General features: G+C 68.5%; 15 protein-coding genes. 9 read left to right on the top strand and 6 right to left on the bottom strand.

Annotated elements, in window-relative coordinates; translation table 11 throughout:
- Positions 1 to 9: 9 nt before the first annotated feature.
- Positions 10 to 1422, bottom strand: coding sequence for an acyl-CoA synthetase (locus NA3_RS14460; RefSeq protein ID WP_062964178.1), 1413 nt, complete (start codon positions 1420 to 1422; stop codon positions 10 to 12).
- A gap of 132 nt (positions 1423 to 1554) precedes the next feature.
- Here NA3_RS14460 and NA3_RS14455 point away from each other — a divergent pair, with 132 nt between their 5' ends.
- A complete protein-coding gene (locus tag NA3_RS14455; protein ID WP_062964136.1) occupies positions 1555 to 2289 on the top strand; it encodes an IclR family transcriptional regulator in 735 nt (244 codons plus the stop codon).
- A gap of 147 nt (positions 2290 to 2436) precedes the next feature.
- On the top strand, positions 2437 to 4431 hold the full coding sequence (locus NA3_RS14450; RefSeq protein ID WP_062964135.1) for an APC family permease: 1995 nt from the start codon (positions 2437 to 2439) through the stop codon (positions 4429 to 4431).
- Positions 4432 to 4450: 19 nt separating this feature from the next.
- On the opposite strand, the gene NA3_RS14445 is transcribed toward NA3_RS14450, so the two are convergent.
- From NA3_RS14445 to NA3_RS14430, 4 genes are all read right to left on the bottom strand, one after another.
- Positions 4451 to 5731, bottom strand: a complete 1281-nt coding sequence (locus NA3_RS14445; protein WP_062964134.1) for a cytochrome P450 — start codon at positions 5729 to 5731, stop codon at positions 4451 to 4453.
- Positions 5732 to 5744: 13 nt separating this feature from the next.
- A complete protein-coding gene (locus NA3_RS14440) occupies positions 5745 to 7136 on the bottom strand; it encodes an NAD(P)/FAD-dependent oxidoreductase (protein ID WP_062964133.1) in 1392 nt (463 codons plus the stop codon).
- Entirely contained in the window at positions 7133 to 7351 is a 219-nt protein-coding gene (locus NA3_RS14435) for a ferredoxin (RefSeq protein WP_062964132.1), read from the bottom strand. Before NA3_RS14435 ends, NA3_RS14440 begins: the two co-directional genes overlap by 4 nt.
- Before the next feature lie 69 nt (positions 7352 to 7420).
- A complete protein-coding gene (locus tag NA3_RS14430) occupies positions 7421 to 7918 on the bottom strand; it encodes a MarR family winged helix-turn-helix transcriptional regulator (RefSeq protein ID WP_062964131.1) in 498 nt (165 codons plus the stop codon).
- 118 nt (positions 7919 to 8036) lie between these two features.
- Between NA3_RS14430 and NA3_RS14425 the strand changes: the two genes are divergently transcribed.
- Positions 8037 to 8981 carry an NADP-dependent oxidoreductase gene (locus NA3_RS14425; RefSeq protein ID WP_062964130.1) on the top strand — a complete coding sequence of 315 codons (945 nt, stop codon included), beginning with the start codon at positions 8037 to 8039 and terminating at the stop codon, positions 8979 to 8981.
- 270 nt (positions 8982 to 9251) lie between these two features.
- Here NA3_RS14425 and NA3_RS14420 read toward each other — a convergent pair whose 3' ends face one another.
- A complete protein-coding gene (locus NA3_RS14420; protein ID WP_227995070.1) occupies positions 9252 to 10055 on the bottom strand; it encodes an SAM-dependent methyltransferase in 804 nt (267 codons plus the stop codon).
- 344 nt (positions 10056 to 10399) lie between these two features.
- Between NA3_RS14420 and NA3_RS14415 the strand changes: the two genes are divergently transcribed.
- From NA3_RS14415 to NA3_RS14390, 6 genes are read left to right on the top strand one after another with little or no spacing between them, the layout of a single operon-like run.
- Positions 10400 to 11530, top strand: a complete 1131-nt coding sequence (locus tag NA3_RS14415) for a 4Fe-4S dicluster domain-containing protein (protein ID WP_062964128.1) — start codon at positions 10400 to 10402, stop codon at positions 11528 to 11530.
- The gene (locus NA3_RS14410) at positions 11517 to 12023 is read left to right on the top strand and encodes a Crp/Fnr family transcriptional regulator (RefSeq protein WP_062964127.1); all 507 of its coding nucleotides are present in this window, start codon (positions 11517 to 11519) and stop codon (positions 12021 to 12023) included. Before NA3_RS14415 ends, NA3_RS14410 begins: the two co-directional genes overlap by 14 nt.
- Positions 12024 to 12064: 41 nt before the next feature.
- On the top strand, positions 12065 to 12874 hold the full coding sequence (locus tag NA3_RS14405) for an FAD/NAD(P)-binding protein (RefSeq protein ID WP_062964177.1): 810 nt from the start codon (positions 12065 to 12067) through the stop codon (positions 12872 to 12874).
- Positions 12874 to 13647, top strand: a complete 774-nt coding sequence (locus NA3_RS14400; RefSeq protein WP_062964126.1) for an NADH-quinone oxidoreductase subunit B family protein — start codon at positions 12874 to 12876, stop codon at positions 13645 to 13647. The genes NA3_RS14405 and NA3_RS14400 overlap by 1 nt, the downstream gene beginning before the upstream one ends.
- Positions 13631 to 14923, top strand: coding sequence for a Ni/Fe hydrogenase subunit alpha (locus tag NA3_RS14395; RefSeq protein ID WP_062964125.1), 1293 nt, complete (start codon positions 13631 to 13633; stop codon positions 14921 to 14923). Before NA3_RS14400 ends, NA3_RS14395 begins: the two co-directional genes overlap by 17 nt.
- The gene (locus NA3_RS14390) at positions 14920 to 15411 is read left to right on the top strand and encodes a hydrogenase maturation protease (protein WP_062964124.1); all 492 of its coding nucleotides are present in this window, start codon (positions 14920 to 14922) and stop codon (positions 15409 to 15411) included. Before NA3_RS14395 ends, NA3_RS14390 begins: the two co-directional genes overlap by 4 nt.
- The last annotated feature ends 40 nt before the right edge of the window (positions 15412 to 15451 follow it).

Below are 15451 nucleotides of genomic sequence, written 5' to 3'. Positions count from 1 at the left end.
GCGGCCCCGTCAGTGGGATGTGTAATCGCTCAGCAGAGTCTTCTTCTGGATCTTGCCCATCGCGTTGCGTGGTAGCGCCTCGACCATGCGAATCTCTCGGGGCCGCTTGTGCACCGCCAGTGAGCCGGCGACGAAGTCGATGAGCGCGTCGTGATAACCGGGTTCACCGACGACATAGGCCACGATGCGCTGGCCGAGGTCGGAATCGGGGACGCCGACCACCGCGGCCTCGCGCACGCTCGGATGTGACAGCAGTGCGTGTTCGACCTCGCCGGCGCCGATTCGGTAGCCGCCGGATTTGATCATGTCGACCGACTCACGACCGACGATGCGGTGAAAGCCTCCCGGATCGATCACGGCGATATCGCCGGTGTCGAACCATCCGTCGGACGACATGACCTCGTCGGTCTTGGCCTTGTCGTGAAGGTAGCCGTCGAACAGTGTGGACCCGGCGATTTCGAGGCGGCCGAGAGTTTCGCCGTCGTGGCCGACGGTATCGCCGGAGTCCGAGCGGAGCCGGGTGTGCACTCCGGTAATCGGTAGCCCGACCCAGCCGGGACGGCGCTCACCATCGTGCCGGGTGCTGAGCGTGATGACGGTCTCGGTCATGCCGTACCGCTCGATCGGTGCACTGCCCGTGAGTGCCCGCAGACCGTCGAACACCGGAACCGGCAGCGGAGCGCTGCCCGAGACCAGAAGACGGGCGGCGGCGAGCGCACGTGCGGAGTCCGGATCGCCGCACACCCTCGACCAGACCGTCGGCACACCGAAATACAGCGATCCGCCTGCGGCGGCATATCGGTCCGGTGTGGGGCGGATGGTGTGCACCAGTGGCGATCCGGTGCGCAGCGCGCCCAGCACGCCGATCACCAAGCCGTGGACGTGGAACAACGGAAGGCCGTGGACGACAACGTCATCGGCATTCCACTGCCACGCATCGCGCAGTCCGTCCAGACTCGCCGCGATCGCCGAGCGGGGCAGCACCACTCCTTTCGGCGCCCCGGTGGTTCCGGAGGTGTAGACGATCAGCGCCGTCGTTGCCGGATCGGGTTCCGGACCTGTCCAGGTGTGTGACGCTCGCCGGTCGACGGTGATCGCCGGAAGGGAAGCATCGGGATTCGGTGCGCCGATCCACAATTCGGCGCCCGAGTCGGTGAGGATGTGGCGGCGTTCGACCGCGCCGGAGTCCGGGGGAACGGGAACCGCGGGTACGCCGGCCAGTAGGCAGCCCACCACCGCGATCACCGTCTCGACGCTGGGGCGGGCATCGATGGCGACGCATTCCGCGCCGGCGATGCGATTCGCGAGCGCGCCCGCCGCGCCCAATAGTTCATCGGAATGTACTTCGGTGTCGCTGATCGTGACCGCGGGCCGGGAGGCGGCCGTGCCGGTCTGCAATGCGGTGAGAAGAGGAACTGGCATGAGGGCCACTTTCTCGTGTATGGTCCACACTGTGGACCGATGTGCTACATTATGGACCAGTGACGGTATTAGCTTGTGGCGACTCCGTCAACAACGGGTGTGCCGGTGCGTGCTGGGCTTCGGGACGAGTTCGTGAACAGCGTGCTGACCGCCCTGCGGGTCTTCGAGGAAGTGGCGCGGCTACAGCCCGCGGGACTCAGCGACCTGGCCCGGCGGCTGGAGGTGCCGAAAAGTACGGTGCAACGCTGTCTGAAGACGCTCGAGGAGGCCGGGTGGGTGCGGTCCTCACCGGAAGGGCGATGGGAGATCACCGGTCTGGCTTTCCGGTTGGGTAGCGCGGTCGCCGGGCGCGACAATCTGCGCGAGGTGGCGCTGCCGGAGCTGTCCGCGCTGCAGATGTCGACGGGTGAGACGGTCCATCTCGCGGTGCCCGACGGTGACGAACTGGTGCTCATCGAACGTCTCGACAGTTCGCACCAGTTGCGCGCGTTCATGGCACTGGGCACTCGGCTGCCGCTGCACGCCGCCGCGACCGGAAAGGCGTTCCTCGCGACATTGCCCGACGAACGGATCGCGGCCTATCTGTCCGAAACCCCGGCCAAGTCGACCGAGCACACCATCACCGATGTGGACGAGCTCTGGGAGGAAATACATCTCATTCGGCGGCGGGGCTACGCCACCACGGTCGAAGGGCTGCACGACGGAATCTGCGCGGTCGCGGTAGCCCTGCGGGGACGCTACGGTCCGGCCCGCGCGTGCTTCAGCATCTCCGGGCCGTCGTCGCGGCTGACCCCTGCGCTTTTCGAGGACTACGGAGCCCGGGCCCTCGCGACCCGTGACACCGTCGAACGGCTGCTCGGCGAGTGATGGTGCCGAGGTGCGCGACCGCCTGATGGGACGGCTCACGTATCGCCGAGCGATACACCGCCCGATCCCGGCGCGGGGATTTTTTTACGTTTTCCCTACGGCTGGCGATCGATGGGTACGGGTTTGCCGGATTTAGGGTGATTAATCGTGGTTTCACCGATCGACGTCGCCAAACGAGTTGTACTGGGACGACCGTTTCGCAGCGATCGGCTCGGTGAGACGCTGTTGCCGAAGCGGCTGGCATTGCCGATCTTCGCCAGTGATCCGCTGTCCTCGGTGGCCTATGCGACGCAGGAGATTCTGCTCATCCTGACGTTGGGCGGGCTCAGTTATCTGTATCTGACGCCGTGGGTGGCCGGTGGTGTCGTCGTGCTGCTGGCGGTGGTCGCGTTGTCGTATCGCCAGGTGGTGCGCGCCTATCCTTCGGGCGGCGGATCGTATGAGGTCGTCGCCGAAAACCTCGGTGCGATACCGGGTTTGGTGGTCGCGGCGGCGCTGCTGGTCGATTATGTGATGACGGTGGCGGTGTCGGTCGCGGCGGGTGTGGACAACATCATCTCCGCGGCGCCGGCGCTGAATCCGCATCGGGTGCTGATCGATATCGGGTTCATCGTGGCGCTGACCGCGATGAATCTGCGCGGGGTGCGGGAATCCGGCCGGGCGTTCGCCGTGCCGACCTACGCATTCGTCGCCGGCGTCATGGTGATGATCTCGATCGGCCTGATCGAGACGCTGATCGGGCACGCGCCCGTCGCCGAGAGCGCGCATTATCAGATCCACGCCGCGCACGCGGGCCTCGGCACGGCAGCGGTGGCGTTCCTCGCGCTGCGGGCGTTCTCCTCGGGATGTACGGCGCTGACGGGGGCCGAAGCGATCTCCAACGGAGTCCCCGCGTTCCGGAAACCGAAGTCGCTCAACGCGGCCCGGACGATGACCGCTATGGGCCTGCTGGCGATCGCCATGTTCACCGGTGTGACCGCGCTGGCGATGATCACCCACACGCGAGTCGCCGAAAACACCTGCGACCTGATCGGCTTTCCGGGCGATTGCCACACCGACGCGCAGAAGACCGTGATCGCGCAGATCGCCGGAGCGGTCTTCGGCGACAGCAGCCTGGGCTTCTACTACCTGATGGTCACCACGGCGCTGATCCTGATCCTCGCCGCGAATACCGCCTACAACGGATTCCCGCTGCTGACCTCGATTCTGGCGCAACATCGCTACCTGCCGCGCCAATTGCACACGCGTGGGGACCGGCTCGCCTACTCCAACGGCATCATCCTGCTCGCCGCGGTCGCCGCCGGGTTGATCTACGCCTTCGACGGGCAGACCACCAGATTGATCCAGCTCTACATCGTCGGCGTGTTCACCTCGTTCACGCTGTGCCAGACCGGCATGGTCCGGCATTGGAATCGCGAACTTCGCGGCGTGACCGCGCCGGGGCAACGCCAACGCATCTACCGAGCCCGGGCGATCAACGCGTTCGGCGCCTGCTTCACCGGCGTGGTGCTGGTCGTGGTCATGATCACCAAATTCGGTCACGGCGCCTACCTCGTGGTCATCGCGATGCCGCTGCTGGTGCTGATGATGTATCTCATCCACACCCACTATTCGACGGTGCGCGCCGAACTCGACATCGACCCCGACGAGGAGACGACGCTGCCCGGCCGGGTGCACGCGATCGTGCTGGTGTCGGACTGGCACAAGGCCACTCAGCGCGCGGTTCAGTTCGCGCGCGCCACCCGCCCCGACACCCTCACCGCCATCACGGTCAACGTCGACGACACCGACACCCGGGCACTGACCCAATCCTGGGAGCGCCACGACGTCAGCATCCCGTTGAAGGTCGTCGAGTCGCCCTACCGCGAAATCACCCGTCCCGTCATCGAATACATCAAGCGGGTCCGCCGATCGCGGCCCCGCGACGTCGTCAGTGTCTACATCCCCGAGTACGTCGTCGGGCATTGGTGGGAGAATCTGCTGCACAACCAGAGTTCGCTGCGGCTCAAGGCGCGTCTGTTGTTCGAGCCGGGTGTCATGGTCACCAGCGTTCCCTACCAGCTGCGCTCGTCGCGAAATCGCAAGCCGCCCAGCGTCACATCGAGCCCCGGGCAGATCCGTCGCGGAATCGTCGCCCCTTGATCCGGGACCTCCGCCGCGATCACCGATCGGCTCGGCCGGCGATGTGGTCGACGTCGACGAGCAGATGTCGTGGCCCGCGGAAGATCTGGCTGCGCCGATACGGTGGCGGGTCGACGACCAGCCGTGGTGTCACGACGCGACGCAGGAAGATCTCCAGTGCGAGATTGGCTTCCAGTCGCGCCAGCGGGCCGCCCGGGCAGGTGTGGATCCCGCTGCCCCAGCCGAAATGTTCGTTGTCGGGGCGTTGGATGTCGAAGCGGTTCGGATCGGTGAATCGGTTCGGGTCGCGGTTGGCGGCGGCGTAGACCAGGTGCACCGCGGACCCTTCCGGAATGACGGTGCCGCCGATCTCGATATCGGCGGTGACGCTGCGGCTGGGAAAGAACTGCACCGCCGCCTGCAACCGCTGGACCTCTTCGATCGCACGGGGTAGCAGGTGCGGCCGATCGCGCACCTGGTCGTAGGAACCGGGATTGCGCAGCAGTGTCATCACACAGTTGGCGATGGTGTTGACCGTCGAGTCGTGACCGGCGATCAGCAGCAGTACCGCGTTGGCCAGCACCTGCTCGGCCGGCATCGGGCCGTCGGGGCCGTGGTCGTGGAGCAAGTGCGACAGCAACCCCGGGCCGGGCTCACGCTGGAGCTGCTCGATCAGGCCGGCCAGGTACCGGGTGAGTGCGTCACGGCTCGCGTGCGCCCGGCCCGCGCGGACCTCGCCCTCCTCGGTCTGCGCGTCGGGGCCCAGATCGATGCCGGTGAGCATGTCGTAGATCCAGGCGTGGAACAGGGGCTCGTCCGCGAGCGGGATGCCGAGAACGGTGCAGATCACCGTGACGGGAACGGGGTAGGCGTAGTCGTCGACGACGTCGAGACGGGTCTTGCCGGCGGCCCCGATCTCGTCGAGCAACCGGTTGCACATGCGCACGATCACGGGTTCCATGCCGGGGATGACGTCGGGCGCGTGCGGCGGGCCGAAGTGGCGCATCACCTGGCGGCGGGCCCGATCGTGATCGGGCGGATCCGAGACGATGATGCTCGGCGTGCGACGACCCGGCGGTGGCGCGCTCGCCGCGCCGGGCCCGGAACCGCCGGTCAGGGGATTGCCCAGCGGGCTGCGACCGATATCGGAGCTGACCCGCGGGTCGTGCGCCAGCGACAGCAGTTTCTGATAACCCGTCACCACGTACAGGTTGTCGGCCACGCGCGCGACCGGGGTGCGGCGCAGCCGATCGAAGAACGGGTAGGGGTCGGCGCGGTGTTCGTATTTCATCGCCTCGGCCCAGGCGGTCGCCGCGGTCATTTTGCCTCCTCGTTCAATGGAACTCGGCGCCCCGGGATGTGGGGTCGTGACCGGTCAGCACCACGTCGGGGATGCCGGTCGGCACGCGCGGATCGGGGAAGCGGGCCGGCATCGGCGCCGGATCGGCGGCCCGGTCGTAGCCCGGCGGTGGCGGCGGAAACGGCGCCGACCGTTCGATCATCGCCGCGTAGTACTGCAGCCATTTGCCGTGATCGAATGTCACCGCACCGATGATGCGGCCCCGGCGGCCGTAGACGGCGGCAAACCGAAAGTCCTCGGGCGATCCCTGGGTGAACGCGATCTCGTCGCCGAACGAGCACACCCCCACACCTTTGATGTTCACCCCGAATTGGGCCGACCAGAACGAGGGCAGCGGTAGATGTGGTCGCCGTTCGGTCTCCAGGCTGATCATGTTGTTCGCGGCGACCTGAGCACCGCACACCGCGTTGTCCCAATGCTCCATCGAGATGAACTGATACTCGTACAGCACATGGGGCTGACGCGCGACATCGCCGGCCACTAAGATGTTGTCGGTCACCACGCCGTTGATGTCGAACGCGCGACAGCCCGCATCGCAACCGACGCCCCAGAAACCGGCGGCCAGACCCGCATTCCGCAGCCATTCGACATTGCGGATCGAGCCCAGCGACGCCACCACCACATCGACCTCCAGCGTGGTTCCATCCGACAGCTGGGCCCGGCACACCCGTCCGTCGGCGTCGCCGTCGAGGGATCGGACGGACACCCCGGTGCGCAGGTCGACGCCCGCCTCGCGCTGCATTCGCGCGGCGATATCGCCGATCACTCCGCCGAGCGGGCCCACCAGTGGCCCGCCGCCGCGTTCGGCGACGGTCACCGGCAGGCCGCGCTCGCGGCACACCGACGCCAGCTCCGAACCGATGAATCCCGAGCCGACGACCAGCACGCGCTTCGGGCCGGCATTCAGTGCTGCCTGGAGCCGGGCCGCGTCCTCGCAGGTGCGCACCGTGAACACCCCGCGCAGGGCGCCCTCGGCCGGGTTCGGCCACGGCCGGGCCCGCACCCCGGTGGCGATCAGCATCCGGTCGTAGGGCACCGCGTCGCCGGTGGCCAGCAGGACCTGCCGGTTCGCTCGGTCCAAGCCGGTCGCGGCGACCCCCAGCCGCCAGTCCGCGTCGACGGCCCGCATGCGGGGAAGTGTGGTGTGATCGGCGGGCACCCAGCCCTGCAGGACCTGCTTGGACAACGGCGGACGGTCGTAGGGTAGGTGCGGCTCGTCCCCGATGAGGGTCACACTTCCGTGAAAACCCCTCTCCCGCAAGGCTTCCGCGGCGCGAAGTCCGGCCAGCGACGCTCCCACGATCACGATGCGGCCTTCCGCCCGGAACGTCCTGACCAGGTCCGCGGCCAGCGACGCGGTGGTCACGGCGCGGGCTCCGGCTCGTCCGGAGTGTGGGCCTCCACCAGGATCGCCTGCACCGGACACGACGCCGCGGCCCGCAAGATCCGGCGGCGGTGGACGTCGTCGGGATTGGGGTCGTAGGCCAGCGCCTCCTCGCCCAGCAGCCTCAGCACCTGCGGTGCCAGCGGAACACACTGCGCATATCCCTGACACCGATTCAGATCGACCACGATGCGCATTCCCTCAGCTCCTCGTCCGAACCGCGTGCGGGCACCTCACCAAGGATTCGTAGCGGCCGGGCCGATGGGTTATCGCCGTCGGCGAGGCGCTGCCGAGCGGGGTGGCGCCGCACGCATGTGGTCGCGCACCGGTGACAGCAGATCGGCCAGGGCCTTGGTGTCCGCGCGTGACAGCGGTTCGAAGAGTTGCTGATTGACGACCTCGGTGTGGCCGGGAAGCACCCGGGCGAGCAGCGCCCGCCCGGCGTCGGTGATCGTGACCGTGACGCCGCGCTCGTCGTCCGCGGAGGGTGTGCGCGTGACCAGTCCCGCCTTCTCGAGCAGACCTGCCTGATAGGTCAATCCGCTGCGGCTGTAGACGACGCCGTCGGCGAGGTCGGTCATGCGTTCACTGCCGGTGGGGGAGTCGAGTCCGAGGCGCGCCAAGAGCTGGAACTGCACGTAGCTCAGATCGCCGGCCTCTCGCAGTTGTTGCTCGACTGCGTGCCGCAGCAGGCCGGCCACCTCCATGAGGGCGAAGTAGGCGCCCAGTTGGGCGGCGTCCAAGGGCCGCGAGGTGTCGGACATGGCACGACTGTACAACTCGTGCTTCGATTTCGAAACTCTTGCTTCGAATTCAAAGCACTGCTATCGTCGCTCATGTGCTTCGAACTCGAAGCACTTACGTCGAGAGTGAGGCACCACGATGAAGGCGATTCGATTTCACGAGTACGGCGATCCCGAGGTCCTGCGCTACGAGGACGCCGACCAGCCGCTTCCCGGTCCCGGCCAGGTGCGAGTGCGCGTCGCGGCGACATCGTTCAACAGCGTCGACGGCAATATCCGCGCGGGATTCATGCAGGGCCCGATGCCCCTGACCCTGCCGCACATTCCCGGCCTGGACGTCGCGGGAACCATCGACGCACTCGGCGAGGGCGTCGATGGGTGGCAGGCCGGTGACCGGGTCATCGGCTTCCTGCCGTTCACCGACGACGGCGCCGCGGCGGAATACGTCCTCGCGCCCGCGGAGATTCTGGCGGCGGCGCCGGCGAGCGTCCCGCTCGCCGATGCGGCCGCGCTGCCCCTGGTCGGACTCACCGCGTGGCAGGCGCTGTTCGACCACGCCGAACTGAAGCCCGGGCAGCGGATCCTGATCAGCGGCGCCGGCGGAGCCGTGGGTGGTTACGCGGTCCAGCTGGCCAAGGCGGCCGGCGCGTCTGTGATCGCCACCGGCAGTCCGCGCAGCCGCGAGCGCGTCGAGGCGCGGGGTGCCGACGAGGTCGTCGATCACACCACCACCGAGGTGACCGCCGCGGTGACCGAGCCGATCGACGTCCTGCTCAACCTCGCGCCGATCGCTCCGGCCGAGTTCGAGGCGCTGGCCGGGCTGGTCCGCGACGGTGGCGTCGTGGTCGGCACCACCGTGTGGATGCCCGCCCCGGCCGACGAGGCACGCGGTGTGCGCGCGGTGGACGTCTACGTTCGCAGCGACGCGCGGCAACTGGCGGAACTCGTTGCGCGCGTGGACCGTCGCGAGTTGATCATCGATGTCGACGAGCGTGTCCCGCTGGCGGAACTGGCGTCGGTGCACGCCCGGGCGGCCGCGGGGACGTTGCCGGGCAAGGTCGTCGTCCTTCCGACCACGGACTGACACGTCGGCGAATGGACCGATGCCGGAACGGGAACCGACGTTCCCGACGCACAATCCCCGCCGACGGCAGCGTGCCGGCGGAGGTGGGCCACGGCTAGGTGGCCGACATGGATCGCGCCGCCCGCCGCGCGTTCGACGACGGGCGGTGGCAGTGGATGTAGTCCAACGTCGTTCGGCCGTCCCGCGTGCCGATAGCGCGGGACGGCGTTCAGGGCCGCGGGGGCCGAAATCGTTACGGCAGAGTCCATTCCGGCCGCTGCGGGGACCGGATCACTTGCGTGCGACGGCCGCGTAGGCGGACACCTGCGCGTCCATCTTCTTCGGGGGTGCGACACCGTCGGGGCGCCAGCGGTGCGGTACCTCGACACCCGGTTCGATCAGCTCCATGCCGTCGAAGAAGCGCGCGAATTGGTCGCGGCTGCGGACCTGACACGGCAGGCCGCTGCGGCGGTAGATGTCGACCACGGTCGCAATGGCCGTCGGATCGAAGTCCGGGGTGACATGCGTCATCACCAGGTACGAGCCGGGTACGAACCGCTTCATCAGCGTCTCGATGATTCCGTAGGCGTCCTGCCCGTCGGGGACGAAGTGCATCAGCGCGTTGAGGCTGACCGCGACCGGCCGGGTCAGGTCCAGTGTCTCGTGCAGCCCGGGGGCGTCGAGAATCGCTTCGGGGGTGGTGACGTCGGCGGAGATGTAGTTGGTGCGTCCCTCCGGGGAGCTGATCATCAACGCCCGGGCGTGGACGAGCACGATCGGATCGTTGTCGACGTAGACGACTCGTGCCTCGGGGGCGACCTGCTGGGCCACCTGATGCAGATTCGGCTCGGTGGGGATACCCGTTCCGATATCGAGGAATTGACGAATCCCCGCGTTCGCCAGGAACCGTGTGACGCGGTGGATGAAGGCCCGGTTCTGCTGCGCGGCCACCCGCACTCCGGGCCAGGTCGCCACGACCTTCTCGGCCGCTTCCGCGTCCGCGCTGTAGTGGTCCTGACCGCCGAGGTAGTAGTCGTACATGCGGGCGGTGTGGGGCTGGTTCTGTCGCAGGTCGACAGGGGAGCCGGATTCCACGTCGCAGTCCTTTCCGAGACGAAGTGGCAACGGCGACATTCGTGGTGCCGTGTCGAACGTGTTGCGGGCAACGGGAATCGGCGACCCGGCCGCTTCCCGCACGCGGCGAAAGTCTACCCGGCACCATCGGTGCGAATCCGGTTTCCGGCGATCCGCTGGCCGGACCCGTCGATGATCCGGAGAGCTGGACCTGCGGGGGTCTCGGCGTGGTCGTGCATCGATCCGATTCGGGCCTTCCGGCCCTACGGCCGGGACCTTCGGCGCTCCCGATCGGGCAGCCCCGCGACGAGGCTGGATCCTGAACCGGCGACGAATGCCGACTGTGCGGCGAACAGAGGCTCCACATGACCATCGGCGACACCGTGACGATCGACCGGGCGGGCCTGGATCGGCTCGTCACCGTCCTCGTCGAGCACGGCTACCGGGTCATCGGCCCGCAGGTGCGCGACGGGGCGATCGTCCTCGACGAACTCGATTCGGGCGACCGGCTGCCCGGGGGATGGGGAGTGCATACCGAGCCGGGGCGATATCGGCTGTTCCGGCGCGACGACGAAGCCGTCTTCTCGCATTCGGCCGGTCCGGGATCGTGGAAACAATTCCTCCACCCGCCCCATCGCCGGATCGCCCGGCTCGACGCGGATCTGAATGCCGAACCCGTGCAGGATAATCCGACGCCCACCGCCTTCCTCGGCGTGCGCGGCTGCGATATGGCCGCGATCGGCGTGCTCGGGCAGGTGCTCGGCGGCGGCGCGCATCCCGACTCGGGGTTCGCGGCGCGGCGGCGGGAGCTGTTCGTCATCGGCGTGAACTGCACCGAGCCCGGCGGGGTGTGCTTCTGCGCGTCGATGCACACCGGCCCGGACGTGTCCTCCGGCTACGACCTCGCCCTCACCGAACGCATCGACGACGCCGGGCACCGGTTCCTCGTCGACGTCGGCACCGAGGCGGGTGCGCGCATCGCCGCCGAACTGGTCACCGAGCCGAGTTCGGAGGCGGAGATATCGGCGGCCCGCGCCGAGGTCGCGGCGGCGGCGGGCCGGATGGGACGCGGCATGCCGGATGTCGATGTGCGCGATGTGCTTCGCCGCTCCCACGAGTCACCCCACTGGCAGGACGTCGCGAGCCGCTGCCTCACCTGTGCCAACTGCACGATGGTGTGCCCCACCTGCTTCTGCACCACCACCGAGGACGTCACCGATCTCACCGGCGACCATGCCGAGCGCTGGGAGCGCTGGGCCTCGTGCTTCGAACTCGACTTCTCCCATCTGCACGGCGGCAGTGTGCGGCAGTCGGGCGAGAGCCGGTATCGGCAGTGGCTGACCCACAAGTTGAGTACCTGGTACGACCAGTTCGGCAGTTCCGGCTGTGTGGGGTGCGGGCGCTGCATCGCGTGGTGCCCGGCGGGTATCGACTTGACGGTCGAGGTCGCCCGCCTGGCCGAGACGGTCGAAGGAGGCGAGGATGACCACCGCTGAGGAGTTGTCGGCCTTCGCGCCGCTCGCCTCGCTGGACCGCGGCAAACTCGACACGCTCGCGCGAGCCGGGCGAAACGTCCGCTATTCCGCCGGCCGGCGGTTGATCACCGAGGGGCGCCGCGCCGACCGGTGCTGGCTCCTCCGCTCGGGATGTGTGGCCGTGGACGCGGCGCTTCCCGGCCGCGATCCCTGCGTGGTACAGACCCTGGGTCCCGGTGATCTGCTCGGATGGTCGTGGCTGGTGCCGCCGTACCGCTGGCACTTCGGCGCGGTCACCACCGAGCCCGTGGAGGCGATCGAATTCGACGCGACCCGCCTGGCCGACATCGCCGATGCCGACCCGAAATTCGGCTACACCCTCACCTTGCTGCTCTTCGAGGCACTCGTGGAGCGGCTGCAGGCCACCCGGGCGAGGTTGCTGAACCTCTACCGCAATCCCAGCGATGCGGCCGCCGCCGCGCCGAGCCGAGCCGAGATCGGAGGTGGGTGGTGAGCAGCGCGCCGGCCGCGGCCGTGGTGACCGACCCGGACACCATGCGTCGTTACCGGGTGGTCGACCGGATCGCGCAGACCGCGGATACCGCCACCTTGATCCTCGCCCCGATAGATGGTGCGGCACAACGGTTCCGGGCCGGTCAGTTCATGATGCTCTACCGATTCGGGGTGGGCGAGATCGCCATCTCGATCAGCGGCGATCCGTGCGCCTCCGGTGATTTCCTCGAGCACACGATTCGCTCGGTCGGCGCGGTGAGCGCCGCACTGTACGACGCCCCTCCCGGTGCGGTGATCGGGGTGCGCGGGCCGTTCGGCACCGGGTGGGATCTGGACTCGGCCGTCGGCCGCGATCTGGTCGTGGTCGGCGGTGGAGTCGGCGTGGCGCCGCTGCGTCCGATCGTGCTGGAGGCGCTGGCGCGGCGATCCGAATACGGCCGGATCGTGCTGATCACCGGCGCCCGGACCCCCGGTGAGATCCTCTTCCGGCACGATCAGCGCGCATGGCGGGCCGACGGCCGGCTCGAGCTGTATCAGACCGTCGATCACCCGGCTCCCGGCTGGACCGGACGGGTCGGCTTCGTCACCGAACCGCTCCGCACGCTCGTCGTCGATCCCGCGCGCACGACCGCTTTCCTGTGCGGGCCGGAACCGATGATGCGGTTCTGCGCGCAGACCTTGATTCGTCACGGCGTGGCACGCGGCGACATCCGGCTGTCGATGGAGCGCACTATGCAGTGCGGCGTGGGCCGGTGCGGCCACTGCCAGCTCGGGCCGCTACTGATCTGCCGGGACGGTCCCGTCGTCGACTACGCGGTGGCCGGACCGCTGATGACGGTGCGGGAGTTGTGATGGCCGTCCCGACACTCGCGGTATGGAAGTTCACCTCCTGCGACGGCTGCCAGCTCACCTTGCTGGACTGCGAGGACGAGTTGCTGACGCTCGCGGGCCGGATCCGGATCGCGCATTTCACCGAGGCGTCCAGTGCGGTCGAACCCGGGCCCTACGACGTGTCGCTGGTCGAGGGGTCGGTCTCCACACCCGAAGAGGTCGATCGGATCGCCGAAATCCGTTCGCAGTCACGCATTCTCGTCACGATCGGCGCCTGCGCGAGCCACGGCGGCATTCAGGCGCTGCGCAACTTCGCCGATATGGGCGAGTTCACCTCGATCGTGTACGCGAGCCCGGAGTACATCTCGACGCTGGACACCGTGACCCCGATCGCCGCGCATGTGCGAGTGGACTACGAACTGCGGGGCTGCCCGATCGACCGCCGCCAGCTCCTCGACACCCTCTGCGCCCTGCTGGCCGGCCGGGTGCCCGATCTGCCGAACACCAGTGTGTGCACCGAATGCAAGCGCCGCGGCAATACCTGCGTCATGGTCGCCGATGGCATACCGTGCCTGGGCCCGGTCACCCAGGCGGGTTGCGGCGCCCTGTGCCCGTCGTACCACCGCGGCTGTTTCGGCTGCTTCGGGCCGATGGCACGCCCCAATATCGGTGCGCTGCTTCCGATCCTGCGCGTCAACGGCATGTCCTACGACGACGTCGATCGGGTGTTCGCCACCGTCGCCGCGGCCGCACCGCCGTTTGCGGAGAGGGGGCGAGATGAGCCGCCGCAGTAGGCGATTGACGGTGAATTCGCTGGCTCGCGTGGAGGGGGAGGGGGCCCTGCGGGTCGTGGTCGAGGACGACAAGGTCACGCGTGCGGAACTGAACATCTACGAGCCGCCACGGTTCTTCGAGGCGTTCCTGCGGGGCAGGGCGTACACCGAGCCGCCCGATATCACCGCGCGCATCTGCGGAATCTGCCCGGTGGCCTATCAGACCAGTGCGTGCAACGCAGTCGAACAGCTCTGCGGTATCCGCCTCGACCCGCCGCTGGCGGCGCTGCGGCGGCTGCTGTACTGCGGTGAGTGGATCGCCAGCCACGCCCTGCACATCTACCTGCTGCACCTGCCCGATTTCCTCGGCTATCCCGATGCCGTCGCGCTGGCCGCCGACCACCGGGAATTGGTGGAACACGGTCTGGCGGTGAAGAAGGCGGGCAACAGCCTGCTCGAACTCGTCGGGGGCCGCTCGATCCATCCGATCAATGTCCGGGTCGGCGGCTTCTACGCGGTACCGGAACGGGCCCGGTTCGGGCCGGTCGCCGAACAGCTGCGTCGCGCGCGGGACTACGCCGTCGAGACCGCCGAATTCGCCGCGGGATTCGAATTTCCCGACCTCGAGCTCGACCACGACCTCCTCGCCGTCACCGCGCCGGACGGGTACGCCATCGAAGACGGCACTCTGCGCAGCAGCACCGGAACATCGTTCACCGCAGCCGATTTCGGTGCGCACGTCGTCGAAGGGCAGGTGCCGCATTCCACCGCGTTGCACGCCCGGTTGGACGGCCGTCGATATCTGACCGGTCCGCTCGCCCGCTACAGCCTCAACTCCGCGCAACTGTCACCGCCCGCCCGCGCGGTCGCCGAGGCCATCGGGCTGCGGGCACAGTGCCGTAATCCGTTCCGCAGCATCCTGGTTCGCGCCGTCGAACTCGTCTACGCCGTCGACGAAGCGCTCCGGCTGATCGGTGACTACGAGCGACCCACGCGACCGGCGGTCGCGGCGCGGCCACGTGCCGGCGTCGGCCACGGCGTCAGCGAAGCTCCGCGCGGGGTGCTCTACCACCGATACGAAACCGACGACGCCGGCGTCGTGAGGGCGGCCACCATCGTTCCGCCCACCTCGCAGAACCAGGCCGCGATCGAGGACGACCTGCGCCGGGTGGTCGAGGCCAATCTCGGACTGGACGATGCGGCTCTCACCCACCTGTGTGAACGCACGATCCGCAACTACGACCCGTGCATCTCCTGCTCGGCACACTTCCTCGACCTCGACCTGGTGCGCCGATGACCGCAGCGCGGGCTGTGGTGATCGGCGTCGGGAACGACTACCGGCACGACGACGGCATCGGCCCCGCCGTGGTCCGCCGTCTGGAATCGCTGTGCATCCCGGCCGTGACGGTGGCGCGGTGTGACGGCGATCCGACGAGCCTTCTCGACCTGTGGGCCGATGTCGAACTCGCGGTGGTCGTGGACGCGGTGCGGTGCGATCCCTCGGCTCCCGGGCGGGTGTGGCGCACCACGGTCGAGGCCCTGCGCGGGTGCGCTCGCGCCACCGGCACGCATGCGCTGGGCATACCGGACGCGCTGCCGCTCGCGCGAGTCTTGGGCCGGGTCCCGGCCGAACTCGTCGTCGTGGCGGTCGAGGCACAGCGCCTCGATCCGGGCGTCGGCCTGTCCGGCCCGGTGGCGGCGGCCGTCCCGGACGCCGTCGCGGCCGTGCTGAGCGAACTCGCGCGCCTCGGTCTGCGCCCGACCGGAGCAGGGCTGCCGGACTGAACGCGTACCCGGTGCGAGGCCCGGCACCACACGAGGCGCC

This window comes from Nocardia africana NBRC 100379, assembly GCF_001612635.1.
Taxonomy (GTDB): Bacteria; Actinomycetota; Actinomycetes; order Mycobacteriales; family Mycobacteriaceae; genus Nocardia; species Nocardia africana.
This window is presented reverse-complemented; position numbering and strand designations above follow the sequence as displayed.